General features: G+C 58.8%; 20 protein-coding genes, 4 tRNA genes and 1 riboswitch. Of the genes, 10 read left to right on the top strand and 14 right to left on the bottom strand.

The window, feature by feature from the left end; translation table 11 throughout:
• Positions 1-14 precede the first annotated feature (14 nt).
• A complete protein-coding gene (locus tag J3P77_RS07050; protein ID WP_434680635.1) occupies positions 15-920 on the top strand; it encodes a LysR family transcriptional regulator in 906 nt (301 codons plus the stop codon).
• Positions 921-1,026: 106 nt separating this feature from the next.
• Here the strand turns inward: J3P77_RS07050 and J3P77_RS07045 are convergent, their stop codons facing one another.
• A complete protein-coding gene (locus J3P77_RS07045; RefSeq protein WP_434680634.1) occupies positions 1,027-1,548 on the bottom strand; it encodes a ferritin-like domain-containing protein in 522 nt (173 codons plus the stop codon).
• Positions 1,549-1,815: 267 nt separating this feature from the next.
• Here J3P77_RS07045 and J3P77_RS07040 point away from each other — a divergent pair, with 267 nt between their 5' ends.
• Positions 1,816-3,039, top strand: coding sequence for a zinc-dependent alcohol dehydrogenase (locus J3P77_RS07040; protein ID WP_434680632.1), 1,224 nt, complete (start codon positions 1,816-1,818; stop codon positions 3,037-3,039).
• A gap of 18 nt (positions 3,040-3,057) precedes the next feature.
• Complete coding sequence (locus J3P77_RS07035; protein WP_434680630.1) at positions 3,058-3,282, top strand: hypothetical protein; 225 nt, start codon at positions 3,058-3,060, stop codon at positions 3,280-3,282.
• Between the two features lie 134 nt (positions 3,283-3,416).
• Here J3P77_RS07035 and J3P77_RS07030 read toward each other — a convergent pair whose 3' ends face one another.
• Complete coding sequence (locus J3P77_RS07030; protein ID WP_434680628.1) at positions 3,417-4,739, bottom strand: APC family permease; 1,323 nt, start codon at positions 4,737-4,739, stop codon at positions 3,417-3,419.
• Between the two features lie 288 nt (positions 4,740-5,027).
• Here J3P77_RS07030 and J3P77_RS07025 point away from each other — a divergent pair, with 288 nt between their 5' ends.
• Both J3P77_RS07025 and J3P77_RS07020 read left to right on the top strand, forming a co-directional pair.
• Positions 5,028-6,194: a hypothetical protein gene (locus tag J3P77_RS07025; protein ID WP_434680627.1), complete on the top strand. Its 1,167-nt coding sequence runs from the start codon at positions 5,028-5,030 to the stop codon at positions 6,192-6,194.
• A gap of 10 nt (positions 6,195-6,204) precedes the next feature.
• Positions 6,205-6,930 carry a ferritin-like domain-containing protein gene (locus J3P77_RS07020; RefSeq protein ID WP_434680625.1) on the top strand — a complete coding sequence of 242 codons (726 nt, stop codon included), beginning with the start codon at positions 6,205-6,207 and terminating at the stop codon, positions 6,928-6,930.
• A 156-nt stretch (positions 6,931-7,086) separates the two neighbouring features.
• Here the strand turns inward: J3P77_RS07020 and J3P77_RS07015 are convergent, their stop codons facing one another.
• The 4 genes from J3P77_RS07015 to J3P77_RS07000 form a co-directional block, all read right to left on the bottom strand.
• Positions 7,087-7,260 (bottom strand): general stress protein, encoded by a 174-nt coding sequence (locus J3P77_RS07015; RefSeq protein ID WP_434680623.1) that lies wholly within the window; start codon positions 7,258-7,260, stop codon positions 7,087-7,089.
• A gap of 133 nt (positions 7,261-7,393) precedes the next feature.
• Complete coding sequence (locus tag J3P77_RS07010) at positions 7,394-7,666, bottom strand: DUF2934 domain-containing protein (protein WP_434680621.1); 273 nt, start codon at positions 7,664-7,666, stop codon at positions 7,394-7,396.
• Positions 7,667-7,699: 33 nt separating this feature from the next.
• Positions 7,700-8,710, bottom strand: a complete 1,011-nt coding sequence (locus tag J3P77_RS07005; protein WP_434680620.1) for an SDR family NAD(P)-dependent oxidoreductase — start codon at positions 8,708-8,710, stop codon at positions 7,700-7,702.
• Between the two features lie 141 nt (positions 8,711-8,851).
• Positions 8,852-8,928 (bottom strand) — tRNA-Arg (locus tag J3P77_RS07000).
• 311 nt (positions 8,929-9,239) lie between these two features.
• Between J3P77_RS07000 and J3P77_RS06995 the strand changes: the two genes are divergently transcribed.
• The 3 genes from J3P77_RS06995 to J3P77_RS06985 all read left to right on the top strand — a co-directional run bounded on the left by J3P77_RS06995 (position 9,240) and on the right by J3P77_RS06985 (position 10,512).
• Positions 9,240-9,479 (top strand): hypothetical protein, encoded by a 240-nt coding sequence (locus J3P77_RS06995; RefSeq protein ID WP_434680617.1) that lies wholly within the window; start codon positions 9,240-9,242, stop codon positions 9,477-9,479.
• Between the two features lie 58 nt (positions 9,480-9,537).
• Complete coding sequence (locus J3P77_RS06990; RefSeq protein ID WP_434680616.1) at positions 9,538-9,723, top strand: PA3371 family protein; 186 nt, start codon at positions 9,538-9,540, stop codon at positions 9,721-9,723.
• A gap of 462 nt (positions 9,724-10,185) precedes the next feature.
• Positions 10,186-10,512 (top strand): Arc family DNA-binding protein, encoded by a 327-nt coding sequence (locus J3P77_RS06985; RefSeq protein ID WP_002554423.1) that lies wholly within the window; start codon positions 10,186-10,188, stop codon positions 10,510-10,512.
• A gap of 144 nt (positions 10,513-10,656) precedes the next feature.
• Here J3P77_RS06985 and mgtE read toward each other — a convergent pair whose 3' ends face one another.
• A complete protein-coding gene (gene mgtE / locus J3P77_RS06980; protein WP_434680613.1) occupies positions 10,657-12,099 on the bottom strand; it encodes a magnesium transporter in 1,443 nt (480 codons plus the stop codon).
• Positions 12,100-12,422: 323 nt separating this feature from the next.
• On the opposite strand from mgtE, the gene bamE reads away from it, so the two are divergent.
• Positions 12,423-12,914: an outer membrane protein assembly factor BamE domain-containing protein gene (gene bamE, locus J3P77_RS06975; RefSeq protein WP_434680610.1), complete on the top strand. Its 492-nt coding sequence runs from the start codon at positions 12,423-12,425 to the stop codon at positions 12,912-12,914.
• A 43-nt stretch (positions 12,915-12,957) separates the two neighbouring features.
• Here bamE and J3P77_RS06970 read toward each other — a convergent pair.
• The 7 genes from J3P77_RS06970 to ltaE form a co-directional block, all read right to left on the bottom strand.
• A tRNA-Arg gene (locus tag J3P77_RS06970) sits at positions 12,958-13,034 on the bottom strand.
• Between the two features lie 86 nt (positions 13,035-13,120).
• Positions 13,121-13,197, bottom strand: a tRNA-Arg gene (locus tag J3P77_RS06965).
• Between the two features lie 110 nt (positions 13,198-13,307).
• Positions 13,308-13,398 (bottom strand) — tRNA-Ser (locus tag J3P77_RS06960).
• A gap of 62 nt (positions 13,399-13,460) precedes the next feature.
• On the bottom strand, positions 13,461-13,649 hold the full coding sequence (gene csrA / locus J3P77_RS06955; RefSeq protein WP_020290522.1) for a carbon storage regulator CsrA: 189 nt from the start codon (positions 13,647-13,649) through the stop codon (positions 13,461-13,463).
• 169 nt (positions 13,650-13,818) lie between these two features.
• Positions 13,819-15,051, bottom strand: coding sequence for an aspartate kinase (locus J3P77_RS06950; protein ID WP_434680609.1), 1,233 nt, complete (start codon positions 15,049-15,051; stop codon positions 13,819-13,821).
• Positions 15,052-15,136: 85 nt separating this feature from the next.
• The gene (gene alaS / locus J3P77_RS06945) at positions 15,137-17,761 is read right to left on the bottom strand and encodes an alanine--tRNA ligase (protein ID WP_434680607.1); all 2,625 of its coding nucleotides are present in this window, start codon (positions 17,759-17,761) and stop codon (positions 15,137-15,139) included.
• A gap of 144 nt (positions 17,762-17,905) precedes the next feature.
• Positions 17,906-18,910, bottom strand: coding sequence for a low-specificity L-threonine aldolase (ltaE, locus tag J3P77_RS06940; protein WP_434680606.1), 1,005 nt, complete (start codon positions 18,908-18,910; stop codon positions 17,906-17,908).
• A 215-nt stretch (positions 18,911-19,125) separates the two neighbouring features.
• Positions 19,126-19,290, top strand: a riboswitch (FMN riboswitch).
• A gap of 124 nt (positions 19,291-19,414) precedes the next feature.
• Between ltaE and J3P77_RS06935 the strand changes: the two genes are divergently transcribed.
• The gene (locus tag J3P77_RS06935; protein WP_434680604.1) at positions 19,415-19,927 is read left to right on the top strand and encodes a 6,7-dimethyl-8-ribityllumazine synthase; all 513 of its coding nucleotides are present in this window, start codon (positions 19,415-19,417) and stop codon (positions 19,925-19,927) included.
• Positions 19,928-19,992 lie beyond the last annotated feature (65 nt).

Below are 19,992 nucleotides of genomic sequence, written 5' to 3'. Positions count from 1 at the left end.
AACACAGGACAGCCATGAGCCTGGTACAAGATCGTCGCATTCTCTATTTCTACGAGGCAGTGCGCCTGGGCAGCGTGCGCGCTGCGGCGGACTTTCTGAACGTGGCGCCGTCGGCGGTGAGCCGGCAGATCGCGCAGCTGGAACAGGAACTCGGCTCGCCGCTGCTGGAGCGACATCGGCGCGGGGTGAAGCCCACTGAGGCGGGCGACAAGGTGCTGGCGTACTACCGCCAGCGGCTTGCTCAGCAAGAGGTTTTGCTCGATTCGATCCAGTCGTTGCGCGGCTTGCACAGCGGCTCGGTAACCCTGGTTTCCGGCGAAGGGTTTCTTGAAAGCCTTGCCCAGCCGCTCGCCAGATTCTCCATGTTGTATCCACGGATCGAATTGACGGTGAATGTCTGCGGCAGCAACGAAGTGATTCGTCAGGTCGTTGAGGACGAGGCGCATATCGGGCTGGTGTTCAATCCGGCGGCCGATCCGAAGATCCGCTCCCACGCCCATCAGCGCCAGCCGGTGTGCGTGGTGACCGGCCCGGACCATCCGCTGGCAAAAGAGCCAGGACCTGTCGAGCTCGGAAATCTGGATCGCTATCAACTGGCCCTGCCAGCGGTGTCCTATGGCATCAGGCAGATTCTGCTGGAGGCCGAGCATCAGGCAGGCATCTCGGTCAGGCCTGTGCTGACCTGCAGCACCTTTGCCATGCTCAAGCATTTCGCCATGCAGGGCGGCATCACGCTGTTGCCGACTTTCGTGGTGGAAGAAGAGCTCAAGGCGGGAAAACTGCTGGCGTTACCCTTGAAGAGCGAGGTGTTCAGCACCCCGCAGACGCACCTAATCAGCCGCCTGGGTCGTCAGTTGAGCGTGGGCGCCAATCGATTGATGAGCATGCTGCTACAGGACATGGCAGCGTTCAAAAGTTGAGACCGGTCGGGCGCGAACCGACTGCCATACGGCTCACGCCTGAGTATCGGGTTACTGCCCGATTTTCCGTTGCTCGGTCTATTCCTCTTGATCTATTGCCTATTGCCTATTGCTCGTCTTCGTCGATCATGGTCGCGGCCTGATTGCCACCCTGCTCCGCGATGGTGGTAAGTTTTTCATCAGCCGTCTTTTCTTCCGCCAGGGTTTCGGCCAGCAGGCCAGCCGCATCGTCCATCCCCAAGTGCTTGGCCATGGCCACCAACGTGCCGTACCCGGCGATTTCATAATGCTCGATCTTCTGACACGCCGCGATCAGACCGGCGTCCAGTACCGGACCTTTCTCGATTTCTTCGAGTAGCTCCTTGAACTCCTCGATCAGGCCTTCCATTGCAATGCACTTCATCCTCTTGAGCTTGAGCTCGGACTGCTCGACCAGCTCGTCGATGCGCTCGATCTGGCCGCGGGTTTCTTCGGCGTGGAACTCGAACGCTTCGGCCAGCACCGGATTGGTCGACGCTCTTGCCATGCGCGGAAGCGCTTTGGTCAGTTGTTTTTCAGCGCTGTAGATATCGGAAAGCTCATGAATGAACAGGTCGTCTATGGTCGTTCTGCCTGATTTCTTGCTCATCGGAAACCTCATTCAGAGTGGGTTGTAATTCGAATGCGGGCGTACAGCCCGACCGCTCACCCGTAGTGGATCGACTGGGCCGCCTGGCGACCGTTCAAAGCGGCCTTCGGGAAACCGACGAACAGCGTGCATGGCTCTGCGCCAGACCCGGCGGCCTCAGAAAACGTGCGACCGTTAGTCCACCGGTCTGAAAAATCGCTGAACCTACGGCTTTTGCATCGTTCATCTGATGACAGGCCAGACATCTGGCAAGGCTGAGGAGTGGACATGAGAGCACTGACCTATCACGGGGCGCATAACGTCAAAGTCGACACCGTGCCGGACCCCGAGATTCAGGAAGCCGACGACATCATTCTGCGAGTGACCGCAACCGCTATCTGCGGCTCGGACTTGCACCTCTATCGAGGCAAGATCCCGACCGTCGAACATGGCGACATTTTCGGCCACGAGTTCATGGGCATCGTTGAAGAAGCAGGTTCGGCGGTGACCGCAGTCAAACCCGGCGACCGGGTCGTGATTCCCTTCGTGATCGCCTGCGGCAGTTGCTTCTTCTGCCAGGCGGATCTGTATGCCGCCTGCGAAACGACCAACACCGGTCGTGGCGCGATCATGAACAAAAAGTCGATTCCGCCGGGCGCCGCGTTGTTCGGGTTCAGCCACTTGTACGGCGGTGTGCCGGGTGGTCAGGCTGAATACGTTCGCGTCCCGAAAGCCAACGTCGGCCCGTTCAAGGTGCCAGGCACGCTGGCGGACGAGAAGGTGCTGTTTCTCACTGATATCCTGCCGACCGCCTGGCAAGCGGTGACCAATGCCGGCATCGGCAAAGGTTCGAGCATTGCAATCTATGGCGCCGGGCCGGTCGGTCTGATGAGCGCCGCCTGCGCCAAAATGCTGGGCGCCGAACGTATTTTCATGGTCGACCATCATCCCTACCGGCTGGCCTACGCGCAACGCACCTACGGCGTGATCCCGATCAACTTCGATGAGGATGACGACCCGGCCGATACCATCATCCGCCAGACACCCGGCATGCGGGGCGTGGATGGCGTGGTGGACGCGGTAGGCTTCGAAGCCAAGGGCAGCACCACCGAAACCATTCTCGCCACGCTCAAGCTCGAAGGCAGCAGCGGCAAAGCGTTGCGCCAGTGCATCGCGGCTGTGCGCCGTGGCGGCGTGGTGAGTGTGCCGGGCGTATATGCCGGCTTCATCCACGGTTTCATGTTTGGTGATGCATTCGATAAAGGCCTGACCTTCAAGATGGGCCAGACCCACGTTCACCGCTTCCTGCCCGAATTGCTTGAACACATCGAAGCTGGCCGCCTTGAGCCGGAAGCGATCATCACGCACCGGCTGTCACTGGAAGATGCGGTGACCGGCTACAAGCTCTTCGACAAGAAGGAAGAGGATTGCCGCAAGGTCATCCTGACGCCCGGCAGCAGTTCTATCCCGCTGCCTGTAACCGAACCGGTCGGCGGTATTCCGGCGGTTTGATATAAACGGAGGTGAACGATGGAAGCGTCAAACTGGTTCTGGATCGCTGCGGCGATCATCATCCTGGCACTGGACGTGTGGTTGATAAACAGCGTCTGGCGTTCAACCAAGACCACTGGCACCAAGACCGGCTGGGCAATACTGATTCTGGCCTTGCCTATAGTCGGCGCCGTTATCTGGGGCATCGCCGGTCCACGCGGGGTTGCAGAAGCGCCCACCTCGCCGGATCACAGTAAAGGATGAGTCGAACACCGCGTCGCCGCTAGTTGACGGGCGACGCGGAATCACTGCTTGAGAACACGGCTTCATGAACAAGCACAGCGCCGTCCGCCAGCTGTGCCCCTACCATTCACTCGCCATTCTTACCTTGAGCAGCATCAACTCTGCACAGCCGGAACCGGCTTACCCAGGCGCGTACAGCCATACAGCACCGCGCCAACGGCAATCAGCGCACCGGCGCGCAACCAGGTTTCCAGGCTCTGCTGACTGAGCAGAATCAAGCATGACACGATCGCCAGCACCGGCACCCAGGTCGGAACGCGGAAGTGTTTCTCCTCGACGTGATCGCGGCGCAGCACCAGCACCGCCAGGTTGGTGCTGATAAATACGAACAGCAGCAACAGCACTACGGTTTCGGCCAGTACAGCAAGAGTGCCGGTCAGGGTCAGCGCGATGGCGACCAGAGTCGTGCCGACAATCGCCACCCACGGTGTGCGGCGACCGGGCAATACGTGACTGAAAACATCCGGGAGCAGGCCTTTGCAGGCCATCCCATAAGTCAGACGGCTGGCCATGATCATGGTGAGCAGCGCGCCGTTGGCCACTGCAATCAACGCAATGAACGCAAACACGCGTGGCGAAATTCCCAGGCCCGAGGCGCGAACCACTTCCAGTAGCGGTGCGCTGGAGGCAACCAGACTGTCGACCGGCAGCACGGATGCCGCCGCGACGCCCACCGCCATGTAGATGACCCCTGCCACAAGCAGCGCACCGAACAGCGCGCGTGGATAGACCTTGCGCACGTCACGGATTTCTTCGGCCAGGTTGGCGGAGGTCTCAAAGCCTACGAACGAGTAAAAGGCGATCAGCGCCGCGCCGAGCACGGCGATTACCGGACTCACGCCGGGTTTGAACTCCAGGGCGCGGGCAAGGCTGGCTTCCCCACTTCCAAAAAACCACGCCGCGGCAATCACTACCAGAACCAGACCGGTCAGCTCGATGACCGTCATCACCAGATTCGCACCCAGCGATTCCTTGATACCTCTGGCGTTGAGCAGCCCGATGACCACCAGAAACGCCAGTGCGGCCACATGCGCCGGAACATCGACGAAAGCCGCCAGATAGTCACCGGCGAACGCCAGCGACAGGCCCGCGGCACTGGTTACGCCGGCAGCCAGCATGCAGAACCCGACCAGAAACGAGATCAGCGGCGACTTGAACGCCTTGCCGGCGTAAACCGCAGCGGCACCCGCGTGCGGGTATTTTGTCACCAGCTCGGCATATGACCCCGCAGTAAGCAGGGCAAAAAACAGCGCGATTAACAACGGCACCCAGATTGCGCCGCCAACCTCTCCGGCAATCGTGCCCGCGAGCGCGTAAACGCCGGCTCCCAGCACGTCGCCCAGAATGAAGAGAAATAACATCGGCCCGGTCACCGCGCGCCGCAACGTGTTCTTCGGCTTTTTCGCTGAGACGTTCATTGCACTGTTTCCCTGTTCAAAGATACCGCCCGCCCTCGTCGGTCGCGGCGGTACCGCATGCGATCCGGGGTCATCAACCATGGGAAAAAAACCGCTGCGGAAAGTTCAAGACGTCAGGCAACCGGCGGGGTCGGGCTGGCTGGTCGACGCTGTCAGGGTTGCGACCACTCGTCAGCCGTCCGGGCGAGCAAGCGGCCATTCGTCAGGTGCCTGAAATCCTCGGCCCGGCTGTGAAGTCGCTATTGGACAACCTGATGCACCCGACCAGCCACGATGACGGAGAAGACCATGACGAGCCTGTCCAATCTGCTCGATAACAAGGGCACCCCACTCGACAAACAACGATTCACATGGAAGGAGATGGCCGGCAAGCCGATCTCCAAACTCGATGACGATGCGTTTACCCGCGTCCGCGTCATTCTCATGAATGGCGTGGAATCGGACGCGCTGCGCCTGAAGCATTTCGGATCGCGCTTCAACCGAGCGCTTCAGGCACCGCTGGCGCAGATCAGACGCGCCGAGCAGCATCAAATGACCATGGTGAACTGGCTGCTGTCCGCCGACCATTCACCACTGGAAACCACCATCGCCTATGAGCAGACGGCCATCGAAGTTACTGCCGCCGTCGCTCAGAACGAGCCCGATCCCTATCAGGCGCAGACTTACCGATTCGGGCTGCTGGAAGATTTCGACCACCTGTACCGCTACTCGGCCATGCTTGATCGTCTTGAAGGCAAAGATCCCAACAATATCCTGCAAGGCTATACCGACCTGGTGCCGGGCCGGCCTACCAGCGAGCATCACCGAGCCCCGGAAGATGACCTGCGCGAGTGCTATCAGAAGGACAACGCGGCGCTGATTACCAAGATCCACGCTGCATTGATTACCGGTGCCGAATACCAGACTCACGACTATTACATGAACGTGGGCCCGCTCTTCGCCGACCCTGTTGCCCGAGCGCTTTATGCCGAGATTGCCTCGGTGGAAGAACAGCACGTCACTCAATACGGCTCGCTGCAGGACCCTGATGAAAGCTTCATGGAGAAATGGCTGATACACGAAGCCATGGAAGTGTATGCCTACGCCAGTTGCGCGGAGCAGGAAGAGAACCCGCGTATCAAGGCGATGTGGGAACGCTTCGTCGACTATGAACTGGGTCATCTGAACCTGGCGTGCGAGTTGTTCAAGCAGTTCGAGCGCCGGGACCCGGTGGAGATCCTCGGCGGCCCGCTGCCCAAGATGATCGCGTTCAAAAGCCAGCGCGACTTCGTCCGCGAAACCCTGGCGAAGGAAGTCGATCTGCGCGCCAACGGCGTTGATTATGTGGACAAGGCTCAAGAGAGCGCCGCCTCCCTTGAATACAGGGCCGGGCTCAACGCTGAAGGCGTACCGGCAATGGCCACATCCGCCGGTTACGTCTGGCGCCCCGGTACCGAACTGAACGTCAAAGCCTGAGGAGATCATCATGAACAGTCCTGAAGTGAAACTCGGTCTCAACCGCACCGGTGCCCAGATGTCGCCGGAAGACACTGAACGCATGGTCGAAGCCACGCGTCTCTTTCCGGCCGATGTGCCAGGCGACGTCGCGCAACTGAGCGAGGAGCGCCAGGAGGCGGTGCTCGATGCCGACCTGGTGGGTTCCGTCCCCATTCCGGGCTCGGTGAAAGGCATGATCAAGAGTTCAATCGACAAGCTGCGCGGCAAGAATCCGGAGGTGCTGATCGACAAACTGGGCGAACGGCTGGCGTTCGAGCGCACCGGCGTGCGGTTGTACGAAGCCATGCTGGTCAAGGCGTCCACTGCGCCCGGCGGCGACCCTGAGCTGGCGGATACCTTGCGAAAGATTCAGCAGGACGAACACGCCCATATGCTGAAGGTCCGGGATGCCATTGAAACGCTGGGTGCCGATCCCACTGCGATGACGCCCTGCGCTGACGTTGTCGGCGTCAAATCGCTGGGTGTTCTGCAGGTACTGACTGATCCACGCACCAGCGTGTCGCAATGCCTGAATGCCATTCTGACCATCGAACTGGAGGACAACGACGCGTGGGAAATGCTGATCGAGTTGACCCGTGAGGCCGGACACCCGAACATCGCCAGCAGTTTCGAGCAGGCGCTGGAGCAAGAAGCGGAACATCTGGCGACCATTCGCGCGCTGGTCAGGACTAACCTGACGGATCAGATCGATTGATTCAGCTCGCGCGGCCAGATGGTTGTTCGCTGCGCAAATCCCCGACCGCACTGCCCTTTCTTCATCTGCTTAATAACCAGACCGGCCCTGAAAAGGGCCGGGCTGGACGAAACGACGAGTGCCTGGAGGGTGGAAGGCACTCGTCACAGGCGGGACTCAGCTACGTTTGCCGTGGCTGCTTTGTCCGCCTTTCTTGCCTGCCTCCGACGCTTTTTCGCGGTCATTGGCAAAGTTGCCACCCGATGCCTGACCACCTTTCTTGCCCGCTTCGGACGCTTTCTGCCGATCATTGGCAAAGTTTCCAGGATTGGAGTTTCCGGTGTTAGCCATAATTCTCTTCCTCTAAGTAATTCGCCTGCGTTACTCCCACATGGGAGTAACACATCTGACCCAGCTCCTTTGGCAGGTTTGCATGTTTCGTCACGCTGCAAGACAGACGGTCAAGGCTTTTGTCGTGGCCGATTCAAGTCGCAGACTTATCCTCCGAATCGTCGACGAGAGTACCCAGACCTGGTCGGTCAATCGTGTCGGCGCCGCTCTCCAGGCTGCCGTTTTGCGGATCGGAGCTCTGCAAATCGCCAGACTCCGCGCCACCGGACCCTGCGTCCGACGCCCCCTCTTCGGCTTCAAGTAAAGCCCGTGCCTGGTGCCAATAGGTTTCCGGCGAGTCTTCCTGCGCGCCAGCCTGTTCCCACAGCTCATAGGCTTTTTCGCGGATTTTCGAATCATCAATCATGTCAGCTCTCCTGTTGCTGTTTGGTTGAAGGAATCAACGCGCCGGCTCGGTCTCATGCTCCATGCGTTCGCGAATACCCCCGGAGACGCCTTGGCCATGCTCCATCGGCTGGTGAAGATTGCCAGGACCTCGGGCGGCGGGAGGGTTCATTTCGACTTCCGCCGCCTTGATGGCGTGAGCGGAGAAGCGCGCGGTCAGGTCGGGGGCAAGGCGATGTGACCAGTAAGCCAGTCTGGCCTTGTATCCGACCTTGATTTCATCCTTGGGGTGCAGCGTAGCCCGGACAATCACATTCACCACTTTCTCCGGTCCATCCAGAGTAGGCAGCTGCGCGGTCCGGCCTGTGTAATTTCCAGCGTGGTCCCAAAGCGGAGTATCGATGGCCCACGGCAGTACCGTGACCACGTGTATGTCGTCTCGCCCGGCGAGATTCAACTCTTCGTTGAGTACCCGACCCAAGGCGATCACGCCGGCCTTGGATGCCGAATAGGAGGCATGGAAGGCGTGCGGAACTTCGCCGTCGATAGACGCAACGTTGATCAGCACGCCATTGCCCTGAGCGCGGAACTGACGCAACGCGAGGTAACTGTTGGTGACGATGCCCTTGAGGTTAACGTCCAGCAGTCGCTGATGATCCTCCAGCGGGATTTCTTCGAATTGCCCGATCACGACGACTCCGGCGCTATTGATCCAGCCGTCGATACGACCGAAACGTGCAGCTGTCTGGATGGCAAGCTGGCGCATCTGGGCAGTGTCGGTGACGTCTGCCGTTACCACGACAGGATGGCCGCCCAAAGCACGGATCTCGCCGGCGAGCGTTTCGAGCGCAGCGGTACGCCGCGCCACCACGATGACGTTGGCGCCGGCGCGACCCAGCTCCAGCGCCACGCCCCGGCCAATGCCGCTGGACGCGCCTGTCACGATAAAGGTCTTGCCAGCGAGCTTCGCCCGGTCGGCGCTACCGAGCTCGCTCGTCGCACAACCGGAAAGCAGCATAAATGCAGCTGGAATCAGAAACAGCAACGGCCAGGCACGAAAGGTCATGGGGACTCCCGGAAATTGAGGGTACCTTTATCGTGACCGGGCGCTCGTGGGGAAGTTGATGCGGATACACAGGCGGGCCGACAGCTGGTCTTCTAAGCGGATGATCAAGGGCGGCAGGCGTTGGCAGAAAGGGTGTTTCGATGGTGTCCCAGGGCAGGTTCGAACTGCCAACCTTCCCCTTAGGAGGGGGATGCTCTATCCAATTGAGCTACTGAGACCCGTGTGCCGACGCACCGAGTGGCGCCAGCGAGAACGGCGTGCATGTTAACGACCTGACGGGGTTTTGTCATGTCGTCATTGCCCTTCAAACCTGTAGGCAGAATGTCAGAAATCGTCGCCGGATTATTCGCATCATGCAAAATGCATTACCGCAAAAAGCCATCATTGCAAAACGCAACGGTCAACCTACGCTAACTCAATATAAGTGACTGATTTTATTAGTTTTTTTACATAAACGCGTTTGGCATGCAGACTGCATTATCAGTACCGACAATTAACCTACCATTCAGTTCGGCTAAGGTACTGGAAAATGAACATGACCCTCACAGCGTTGAATGCGGCAGCACTGGTAGCACTGATCGCGTTTCATTTCCAGGATTCTGGCGTCAACCAACAGGCGAGCGCACAACCTGTTCAGCCACATCATTCAGTCCGCCAAGCCCCTCAACTGGCGGTGATGACTGACAAGCGCGCGAATGCGGCTATGCTGACCAACGATGCGGAAGAGAGCCTGCAGATTCCTCGCAGTGAAGAGCGCTGGGTTTTCTGAGCGTCGAACAGTCTTTCAACCTTAGCCTCTAACCGTTGACCTTCAAGAGAGAGACGCCATGTCAAAATCCGCTTTGTCGTTCATGATCCTGGCACTGATGGCTGTTGCCGTTGATCTTCTCCTGCCTGAACACGCGCCAGCACTGAGCAGCGCTTCGAAAATTGCCGCCGGCGTATTTGCCAGCCTGTTCGTGGTCGCGCTTTTCCTGGGACGCCGTTTCAAATTCGATCCGGTCCTGCGCTGAGCAGTAAAAGCATTAACTCATAACCATTTGGTCGGGAAGGCTTGCAGTACCTTCTCACTGGCCACGTCCCGTCTCCGCTCCCGATTTCCCCTCCCCTTTTTCGAGATTTTCCGCCACGGCTGCTACGTCCGTCGGAGGCATTCGTATTCCATCGCATTACCATCTACGCTGAAGACAGATAGCCATCATGGCAAAAAGCAGTCAGGTGTTTATCCGGTGCCGGATGAGCGGAAAACCTCAGCTTTGCAAATCCGCTCGCAATTCTGATAATTGGTGCTGGCCAAACGCCTTTATCTGAGTCAATATTTGTCACAGATTTGACGCCAAGGATTCGACGGAATGGGTCATGATGCCGACCCTCTTGATAACACGGTTGAACATTTGTCCAAAATGACTGTCAGACTGTGACAATCTTGCGGCCACTTGCCAGAACCGCTTCCCCTGAACTAACCGGTTAAATATATGAGCCCTATGAAACAGGCTACTTATTCCAGCCGCACGGCTGACAAGTTCGTTGTTCGCCTACCAGACGGCATGCGCAATCGCGTGCAAGAGGTAGCCAAGAATCATCACCGCAGCATGAATTCGGAAATCATCGCTCGCCTTGAACAGAGCTTGATTCAGGAAGGGGCTCTTGGCGATGAGCCAAGCCTGCGCCTGGACAGTCCTGAGCTGTCCTTGCACGAACGCGAGCTGCTGCAACGTTTTCGGCAATTGTCGCACCGTCAGCAGAATGCACTGGTATCGCTGATTGCTCACGATACTGAACTCGCTTCTGAAGAGTCCTGAGCAGTAGCAGAAACACCAAAGGCCAGCGTTAAGCTGGCCTTTTTTTTCGTGTGGACTTTATCGACCTTAGTTGTAGGAAATATCGTTAATTGATTTTCAGATATAAAAAAAACCGCCTTTAAGGCGGTCTTTTTCAAACGGTTGTTAGAGCAGAAAAATGGTTGCCAGGCCCAGAAAAATAAAGAATCCGCCACTGTCGGTCATCGCTGTAATCATGACACTGGCACCCATCGCCGGGTCTCGCCCCAGGCGCGCAAGCGTCATAGGAATTGATACTCCCATGAGCGCCGCCAGTAACAGGTTCAGTGTCATGGCCGCTGTCATTACCACGCCCAATGACCAGCTGCCATAGAGCAGGTAGGCCACCACACCGATCACCCCACCCCAGATCAGACCGTTGATCAAGCCAACCGCCAACTCCTTGCGCAACAACCGTGAGGTATTGCCAGTGTTGACCTGGTCCAGCGCCATGGCGCGCACGATCATGGTGATCGTCTGGTTCCCGGAGTTACCGCCGATACCGGCCACTATCGGCATAAGCGCCGCCAGTGCTACCAGCTTCTCGATGGAACCCTCGAACAGGCCGATGACCCGCGAAGCCAGAAACGCCGTGATCAGATTGACTGCGAGCCAGGCCCAACGGTTGCGCAGAGAACGCCAGACCGAGGCGAAGATATCTTCTTCCTCCCGCAGACCCGCCATATTGAGGACTTCGCTTTCGCTTTCCTCACGAATCAGGTCGACCATTTCATCGATGGTCAGACGGCCGATCAACTTGCCGCTCTTGTCCACGACGGGCGTGGAAATCAGGTCATAACGCTCGAAAGCCTGGGCAGCGTCGTAGGCGTTGTCTTCCGGGTGAAAGGTGACCGGATCATTGGCCATTACTTCGCCGACCTGCTTTTCCGGATCATTGACCAGCAGGCGCTTGATCGGCAAGACGCCTTTCAGGGTGCCGCCGTAGTCGACCACGAACAATTTGTCGGTGTGGCTTGGCAACTCCTTGAGCCGGCGAAGGTAGCGCAAAACGACTTCCAGGCTGACGTCCTCGCGGATCGTCACCATCTCGAAGTCCATGAGTGCGCCGACCTGATCCTCATCATAGGAGAGCGCGGAGCGAACCCGCTCGCGCTGCTGCACGTCCAGCGCTTCCATCAGCTCGTGAACGACGTCGCGCGGCAGTTCGGGTGCCAGGTCCGCCAGTTCGTCGGCGTCCATCTCACGGGCAGCCGCCAGCAGCTCATGATCGTCCATGTCGGCGATCAGCGTTTCACGAACCGAATCGGATACTTCGAGAAGAATGTCACCGTCGCGCTCGGCCTTGACCAACTGCCAGACCGTAAGACGGTCTTCCAGAGGAAGGGCTTCGAGAATGTACGCAACGTCTGCCGAATGGAGATCGTCGAGCTTGCGCTGAAGCTCGACCAGATTCTGGCGATGAACCAGGTTCTCTACACGATCCTGATGCAGGCCTTCCTGACGATGGGTCAGGTCTTCAACAACACGCTGGCGCTGCAGGAGCTCGATAACTTGAGCCAGACGATCCTGCAAGCTTTCCTGCGTTTTCTTTACTTCTCTTTCGGTCATAGGCGAACTCCACTCCCAGCAGCGGAGCACGCCGGGGAGATCAATCAGTTAAATCATGATTGTTTAAACGTATGATTGAGTAACTACTGGGTAAGTCCATGGAGGTATTCCACAAGCCCCGGCGGGGCTGACGGGCGCAATCATACACCGCTTTGGGCGAAGCGCACCTGAGAAAATGCAGTCTAGAACAGGCGCTTGCGAGGCACAGTTGATTGTCTTGCTAGCCAACGAGAGTTCGACGTCACATTCAGCGAACAAAACACGCTCGCGAAGACATCCGGCCCAGAGGTAGCCTGCTGACTCGCTCGTCAAGGAGGACGCACATGCCACCACCCTACCCTTTTTCGCTAGGCTGCGCAGTGATGGTTTTTTCCACACTGGCCACCGCCAGCTCCGTTCAGCGTTGCGAAGACAACGCTGGCAACATCACCTTCACCACGCTTGGCTGCCCGGCGGATCACAGCAGCGAAACGCGCAAAGTGTCGAGCCCGCCGCCAGGCAGCGTTGCCCCACTGCTGCCGCAGGCACAGACAACCCAGCGCGGCAGCCGGGACAGCGTCGGCGAGGAGGTAGTGATTGTGGGTCAGCGTGATGATGGCTGCGGCAACCGCCTGACCGCCGAGCAACGCCGGCAGGCAATCATCAATCAACGCACACCACCGGGCATGACTCGGCGAGACGTCGAGAGCCTGCTCGGGCGCCCCGACAAGGTCGTCAATCGCAACGGCGAACTGCGTTATGTTTACAAGGAAAAGAAGGGCCGTACCAACACCGTGACATTCGATGCCGAAGGCTGCGTGAAAGGGAAACGCTAGAAAGCAAAAAGCCCACATCATGTGATGTGGGCTTTTTGGTGTATGGTGCACTCGACAGGATTCGAACCTGTGACCGCTCGGTTCGTAGCCGAGTACTCTATCCAGCTGAGCTACGAGTGCATTGGTGTTTTTAGACCAGATCACCTCTGGTTGAAGCCAGTTAACTACAGCTCTGTAATGCTACTTCGCTGTAACCAACCTTTAAATGGTGCACTCGACAGGATTCGAACCTGTGACCGCTCGGTTCGTAGCCGAGTACTCTATCCAGCTGAGCTACGAGTGCATTGTGTTGGTGCCGCGCATTATAGGTCGTTAATTTGTTTGGTCAAGCACTTTTTCTAGTAAATTCAACAACTTACCGATCAAGCCACATCTAACGCACTACAAGAATAATGGCGGAGAACGGGGGATTCGAACCCCCGACACCCTTTTGAGGTGTACTCCCTTAGCAGGGGAGCGCCTTCGGCCACTCGGCCAGCTCTCCGCAACACGGGGCGTATAATAACCACCCTTTTCCCCGTTTGCAAACCAAAAATTCAAATAAAATTAATGGCTTGGTTCCTGGTCCTTCTCTTTCTTGATACGCAGATAGATCTCTTCGCGGTGAACCGCGACTTCCTTGGGCGCGTTGACACCAATGCGTACTTGATTACCCTTGACGCCGAGCACTGTCACGGTGATCTCGCCATCACCAATGATCAGGCTCTCTGCGCACCGACGAGTCAGAATCAGCATACCTTTCTCCTTACGCATTCTTCAGGGACAACAGTCTGCAAACCAGCAGGCACAAGCCCGCAGCGAAATCGCCACACGCCTGAACAGAGTATCGACCGGCGCCGGGAAAACACAGGCCCTGCGCGGTGATACGTGAAGGCGTACGCAAAGTACGCCTTCACAGGATGGATCAATCGCCCTGGCGAGGCGCGTCCAGTTCGAAAGCGGTGTGCAGCGCACGTACCGCCAGCTCCAGATACTTCTCTTCGATCACTACAGAGACCTTGATCTCGGAGGTGGAGATCATCTGGATATTGATGCTCTCCTTGGCCAGCGCCTCGAACATGCGACTCGCAACGCCTGCATGGGAACGCATACCCACCCCTACGATGGACACCTTGGCGATCTTGGTGTCACCGGAAACTTCACGCGCGCCGATTTCACGCGCCGTGGTTTCAAGCACCTGCAAGGCCGACTGGTAGTCGTTGCGATGAATCGTGAAGGTGAAATCGGTGGTGTTATCGTGCGCGACGTTCTGCACGATCATGTCGACCTCGATGTTCGCGGCGCTGATCGGGCCGAGAATCTTGAAGGCGACACCCGGGGTGTCCGGCACGCCACGGATAGTCAGCTTGGCTTCATCGCGGTTGAAAGCGATGCCAGAAATGATCGGCTGTTCCATGGATTCCTCTTCATCGATGGTAATGAGGGTGCCCGGGCCCTCCTTGAAGCTGTGCAGGACGCGCAGCGGGACATTGTATTTACCGGCGAACTCGACCGCGCGGATCTGCAACACCTTGGAACCGAGGCTGGCCATTTCCAGCATCTCTTCGAAGGTGATCTTGTCCAGGCGCTGAGCCTGCGAAACCACGCGTGGGTCGGTGGTGTAGACGCCGTCCACATCGGTGTAGATCTGGCATTCATCGGCCTTGAGCGCCGCCGCCAGTGCCACGCCCGTGGTGTCGGAACCGCCACGACCCAGAGTGGTGATGTTGCCGTTTTCGTCGACGCCCTGGAAACCGGCGACTACCACGACCCGACCGGCCTTGAGGTCGGAGCGGATCTTCTGGTCATCGATCTGCAGAATGCGTGCCTTGTTGTGCGCGCTGTCGGTGAGGATGCGCACCTGGTTGCCGGTGTAGGACACCGCCGGCACGCCGCGCTTCATCAAGGCCATCGCCAGCAGCGCGATGGTCACCTGCTCACCGGTCGAGACGATCACGTCCAGTTCGCGAGGAACAGGCTGATCGCTGATCTGCCGGGCCAGGTCAATCAGGCGGTTGGTTTCCCCGCTCATGGCCGACAGCACCACCACCAGGTCATCGCCCGCTTCGCGGAATTTCTTAACCTTGTCGGCAACCTGCTCGATGCGCTCCACGGAGCCCACGGAGGTGCCTCCAAATTTCTGTACGATCAAAGCCATCTCAAAGCCGCCTCAAAACCCGTTAAGGGCACCCATAAACATTCGAACCTGGCCCGCCGTTGAGCGGCGGGCCGGGAAGCCCGATTCAGATACCCTGCTCCACGAAAGGAACAGTCAGTGCCAGCGCGGCATCCAGCGCGCCTGCATCGACACCGCCGCCCTGAGCCATGTCTGGGCGACCGCCGCCTTTACCGCCTACAGCGGCAGCCGCTTGCTTCATCAAATCACCGGCTTTGAGTTGGCCAGTCAGGTCCTTGGTCACGCCTGCAACCAAGACGACCTTGTCTTCATGCACACTGCCGAGCAGGATCACTGCGCGGCCGAGCTTGTTCTTCAACTGATCGACAAGCGCCAGCAGCGCCTTGCCGTCCTGACCATCCAGGCGCGTGGCCAGAACCTTGACGCCTTTGACGTCCAGCGCAGCAGCGGACAGATCGTCGCCAGCGGCACTGGCGGCCTTGGCCTGCAGTTGCTCCAGTTGTTTTTCCAGCTGGCGATTGCGTTCGAGCACAGCCGACAGCTTGTCCAGCAGGTTGTCGCGATTGCCCTTGATCAGGGTCGCGGCTTCCTTGAGCTGATCTTCAGCCGAGTTCAGCCAGGCCAGCGCGGCAGCGCCGGTCACCGCTTCAATACGACGCACGCCAGCGGCGACACCGCTTTCGCTGATGATCTTGAACAGTGCGATGTCACCGGTATGGCTGGCGTGGATACCACCGCACAGCTCGACCGAGAAATCACCACCCATGCTCAGCACGCGCACGGTGTCGCCGTACTTCTCGCCGAACAGCGCCATGGCACCGCGCTTGCGAGCGCTTTCGATGTCGGTTTCTTCGGTTACCACCGGCGTGTTCTTGCGCACTTCGGCGTTGACGATATCTTCCAGCTCACGCAGCTGTTCTGGCTTGATGGCTTCGAAATGACTGAAGTCGAAACGCAGGCGCTGGCTGTCGACCAGAGAACCCTTCTGCTGAACGTGATCGCCCAGTACCTGACGCAAGGCAGCGTGCAGCAGGTGCGTCGCCGAGTGATTGAGGCCCGTGGCCAGCCGTACGTCGGCTGTTACCTGGGTCTCGACCGCGGCACCGACCTTCAGGCTGCCCGAGGCAACCACACCGTGATGCAGGAACGCGCCACCGGTCTTGGTGGTATCGCGCACGTCGAAACGCACGTCACCGGCCTGCAGGAAACCGCAATCGCCGATCTGGCCGCCCGATTCAGCGTAGAACGGCGTGGTGTCGAGGATGACGACGCCCTCGTCGCCTTCGTTCAGGTGCTCGACCGAATGGCCGCCCTTGTACAGAGCGATCACCGAAGCGTTGCCGCTGGTGGCGGCGTAACCGGTGAAGGTGGTTGCCACGTCGACTTTGACCAGGCTGTTGTAGTCCATGCCGAACGAGCTGGCCGAACGGGCACGCACGCGCTGGGCTTCCATCTCGCGCTCGAAACCTTCTTCATCCAGTGTCAGGTTGCGCTCACGGGCAATGTCGCCGGTCAGGTCCATCGGGAAACCGTAGGTGTCGTACAGCTTGAACACCACTTCGCCCGGCACGACCGAACCTTTGAGCTCAGCCAGGTCCTGTTCGAGGATCTTCAGGCCCTGCTCCAGGGTCTTGGCGAACTGCTCCTCTTCAGCCTTGAGCACGCGTTCGATATGCGCCTGCTGCTGAACCAGTTCGGGGAACGCAGCGCCCATTTCGGTAATCAGCGCAGCTACGATCTGGTAGAAGAAGCTGCCCTTGGCACCCAGCTTGTTACCGTGACGGCACGCGCGGCGGATGATGCGGCGCAGTACATAGCCGCGACCTTCGTTGGACGGCAGCACGCCGTCGGCAATCAGGAAACTGCACGAGCGGATGTGGTCGGCCACGACCTTGAGCGATGCCTGATTGTCATTGGTGCAACCAATGGCTTTGGCAGATGCGGCCAGCAGGCTCTGGAACAGGTCGATTTCGTAGTTGGAATGCACGTGTTGCAGCACGGCGCTTACGCGTTCCAGGCCCATGCCGGTATCCACCGAAGGAGCCGGCAGCGGGTGAAGCACGCCGTCAGCCGTGCGGTTGAACTGCATGAACACGTTGTTCCAGATTTCGATGTAGCGGTCGCCGTCTTCTTCTGGCGAGCCGGGTGGGCCGCCCCAGATTTCCGGGCCGTGGTCGAAGAAGATCTCGGTGCAGGGACCGCACGGGCCGGTATCGCCCATGGTCCAGAAGTTGTCCGAAGCGTACGGCGCGCCTTTGTTGTCACCGATGCGCACCATGCGCTCGGGCGGCACGCCGATGTCCTTGGTCCAGATATCGTAGGCTTCGTCGTCGGTGGCGTAGACGGTGACCCAGAGCTTTTCCTTGGGCAGGTTCAGCCACTTTTCGGACGTCAGGAACGTCCAGGCGTAGGTAATCGCATCGCGCTTGAAATAGTCGCCGAAGCTGAAGTTGCCCAGCATCTCGAAGAAGGTGTGGTGACGCGCGGTATAGCCGACGTTTTCCAGGTCGTTGTGCTTGCCACCGGCGCGCACGCATTTCTGGCTAGAAACCGCTCGGGTGTAGGCACGTTTTTCCTGGCCCAGGAAGCAATCCTTGAACTGGTTCATGCCTGCGTTGGTGAACAGCAGGGTCGGGTCGTTGCCCGGAATCAAGGAACTGGAAGAGACACGGGTGTGACCTTGCTCTTCGAAGAAGCCAAGGAAGGCTTCACGGATTTCTGCGCTTTTCATAGGTTCTTCCACGGAGACAGCGGCCAGAGGCAAGTGCAAAACGTCAGATGACGTAGCGACGGCAAAGGGCCGCATTATATAGGCGTTGCGTCCTCGGTACAGTGTGTTTGTACGATAGAGACAAGTTACTGGATTACTGGTGTTCTATGTGCGGCCGAAGTCGGCAAACGTCGCGATCACCTGTTCGATCTGGTCCCGCGACACATCCATATGGGTCACCATGCGCAACCGCGGCGCGGCGCTGAGCCGGATGCCGCGCTCGGCGCAGAATCCCTTGAGGGCAGCGGCGTGCTCGTCGACGCGCACGTAAACCATGTTGGTCTGTACCGGCTCGACGCTGTAGCCCAGCTCGCTCAACCCCTGAGCAAGGAAGGCGGCGTTGGCATGATCGTCAGCTAGTCGCTGGACATGATGCTCTAGCGCATACAGCCCCGCCGCCGCCAGAATCCCGGCCTGACGCATGCCGCCGCCGACCATCTTGCGCAGCCTGCGGGCCTTGCTGATCAGCTCGGTCGAGCCGCACAGCACCGAACCGACCGGCGCACCCAGCCCTTTTGACAGGCAGACCGATACCGAATCGAAGTGCCCGGCGATCTCCCGCACATCCACGCCCAGCCTGACCGCTGCGTTGAACACGCGAGCGCCGTCCAGATGCAGCGCCAGGCCTTTTTCCCGGGTCAGCGCGCGAGCCGCCGCCAGATAGGACAGCGGCAGCACCTTGCCCTGCATGGTGTTTTCCAGCGCCAGCAGGCGTGTGCGGGCAAAGTGGAAATCGTCCGGCTTGATGGTTTCGCCGACCTGAGCGAGGTCCAGCGTGCCATCGGCCTGAACTTCAAGCGGCTGCGGCTGAATCGATCCGAGCACTGCGGCGCCACCGCCTTCATATTTATAGGTATGAGCCTGCTGGCCGACGATGTACTCCTCGCCGCGCTCACAATGTGCCATGAGCGCCAGCAGATTACTCATGGTGCCGGTGGGCACGAACAGCGCCGAAGCAAACCCCAGTCGCAGGGCCAGGGTGGCCTCCAGCCGGTTTACCGTGGGATCTTCGCCGTATACATCGTCGCCGACAGGCGCATGCGCCATCGCGTCGAGCATGCCTTCCGTGGGTTTGGTCACTGTATCGCTACGCAGATCGATGACGGTCACGGCTAAACTCCCTGAAAATTCAAAGGTCGGTGGTGGATGCAACATTGCCGTTGCAACAAGGCATTGCGGGCACGCCGGACATGATAATCGACGCACGCAGGCCTCGATACTGCACGGGCTTATGCGAAAAAGGTAGGAACACCGTACGAAAGTGTCCATGCAGGCTCGAAAGATCTGTGTTAAAAATCCCGGCGTCGGCGACTTGGCTCGCTCGACAACGTTCTCAGGGCGGGGTGCGATTCCCCACCGGCGGTGATGACGCATTCAGCGTCCAGCCCGCGAGCGCTTGAGGGTGGCGGCTTAGGCCGCGCCTGCAAGGTCAGCAGACCCGGTGTGATTCCGGGGCCGACGGTCATAGTCCGGATGAAGAGAGAGCGGGATCAGCGTCTACGGATCCGTTTGTAAACATCTTGAACAGCTACGCCGTTTGAGACGTTTTCCTACGGAGCTTGAATCCCTTTCGATCCAAACGCCCTGTTTTTTCATAAACAGGAGTCAGAACACGTGCAACCCACCGCAATCGACAGCAAGAGCAAACACCACCCCAACGAACGCGTCGCGTTCATCCAGGCTTCCTGGCACAAAGATATCGTGGATCAGAGCCGCAAAGGCTTCGTTGCCGAGATGGCCAGGCAGGGCTACGCCGAAACCGACATCGACTTCTTCGAAGTAGGCGGCGCATTCGAAATCCCGCTGCATGCCAAACTGTTGGCTAAGTCCGGTCGCTATGCGGGGATCGTTGGTGCCGCACTGGTCGTGGACGGCGGCATTTATCGGCACGAGTTCGTGGCGCAGGCAGTCGTCAGCGCATTGATGCAGGTCCAGTTGGAAACCGAAGTGCCGGTGTTCTCGGTCAGCCTGACCCCGCACCATTTCCACGCGGGTCAAGAACATCACACGTTCTTCTTCGACCATTTCGTTCACAAGGGCGAAGAAGCCGCGAAGACTTGTGTCGACACCCTCAACAAGATCCGCGCATTGCGTCGCATGGAAGCGCAGCAGAAAGCCGCTAGCTGACGCTCGATCTGCGTGGGAGCGGACGGGGTTCTGGTCGATGCAAATGGGGCGGCTGGACTGGCCTC

It is taken from the genome of Pseudomonas sp. R1-18 (assembly GCF_051132095.1).
Lineage (GTDB): Bacteria > Pseudomonadota > Gammaproteobacteria > Pseudomonadales > Pseudomonadaceae > Aquipseudomonas.
Note: the sequence above shows the minus strand (reverse complement) of the source record. Positions and strands in the feature narration are given on the sequence as shown.

Bases quoted from the DNA above. Each gene is read 5' to 3' on its own strand.
- J3P77_RS07010 (WP_434680621.1), bottom strand. From the start codon at position 7,666: ATGATTGATGATTCGAAAATCCGCGAAAAAGCCTATGAGCTGTGGGAA.
- J3P77_RS06995 (WP_434680617.1), top strand. From the start codon at position 9,240: ATGAACATGACCCTCACAGCGTTGAATGCGGCAGCACTGGTAGCACTG.
- J3P77_RS07015 (WP_434680623.1), bottom strand. From the start codon at position 7,260: ATGGCTAACACCGGAAACTCCAATCCTGGAAACTTTGCCAATGATCGG.
- J3P77_RS06990 (WP_434680616.1), top strand. From the start codon at position 9,538: ATGTCAAAATCCGCTTTGTCGTTCATGATCCTGGCACTGATGGCTGTT.
- alaS (WP_434680607.1), bottom strand. From the start codon at position 17,761: ATGAAAAGCGCAGAAATCCGTGAAGCCTTCCTTGGCTTCTTCGAAGAG.
- mgtE (WP_434680613.1), bottom strand. From the start codon at position 12,099: ATGACCGAAAGAGAAGTAAAGAAAACGCAGGAAAGCTTGCAGGATCGT.
- J3P77_RS06950 (WP_434680609.1), bottom strand. From the start codon at position 15,051: ATGGCTTTGATCGTACAGAAATTTGGAGGCACCTCCGTGGGCTCCGTG.
- J3P77_RS07020 (WP_434680625.1), top strand. From the start codon at position 6,205: ATGAACAGTCCTGAAGTGAAACTCGGTCTCAACCGCACCGGTGCCCAG.
- J3P77_RS07030 (WP_434680628.1), bottom strand. From the start codon at position 4,739: ATGAACGTCTCAGCGAAAAAGCCGAAGAACACGTTGCGGCGCGCGGTG.
- bamE (WP_434680610.1), top strand. From the start codon at position 12,423: ATGCCACCACCCTACCCTTTTTCGCTAGGCTGCGCAGTGATGGTTTTT.
- J3P77_RS06985 (WP_002554423.1), top strand. From the start codon at position 10,186: ATGAGCCCTATGAAACAGGCTACTTATTCCAGCCGCACGGCTGACAAG.
- J3P77_RS07040 (WP_434680632.1), top strand. From the start codon at position 1,816: ATGAGAGCACTGACCTATCACGGGGCGCATAACGTCAAAGTCGACACC.
- J3P77_RS07005 (WP_434680620.1), bottom strand. From the start codon at position 8,710: ATGACCTTTCGTGCCTGGCCGTTGCTGTTTCTGATTCCAGCTGCATTT.
- csrA (WP_020290522.1), bottom strand. From the start codon at position 13,649: ATGCTGATTCTGACTCGTCGGTGCGCAGAGAGCCTGATCATTGGTGAT.
- J3P77_RS07035 (WP_434680630.1), top strand. From the start codon at position 3,058: ATGGAAGCGTCAAACTGGTTCTGGATCGCTGCGGCGATCATCATCCTG.
- J3P77_RS07025 (WP_434680627.1), top strand. From the start codon at position 5,028: ATGACGAGCCTGTCCAATCTGCTCGATAACAAGGGCACCCCACTCGAC.
- J3P77_RS07050 (WP_434680635.1), top strand. From the start codon at position 15: ATGAGCCTGGTACAAGATCGTCGCATTCTCTATTTCTACGAGGCAGTG.
- J3P77_RS07045 (WP_434680634.1), bottom strand. From the start codon at position 1,548: ATGAGCAAGAAATCAGGCAGAACGACCATAGACGACCTGTTCATTCAT.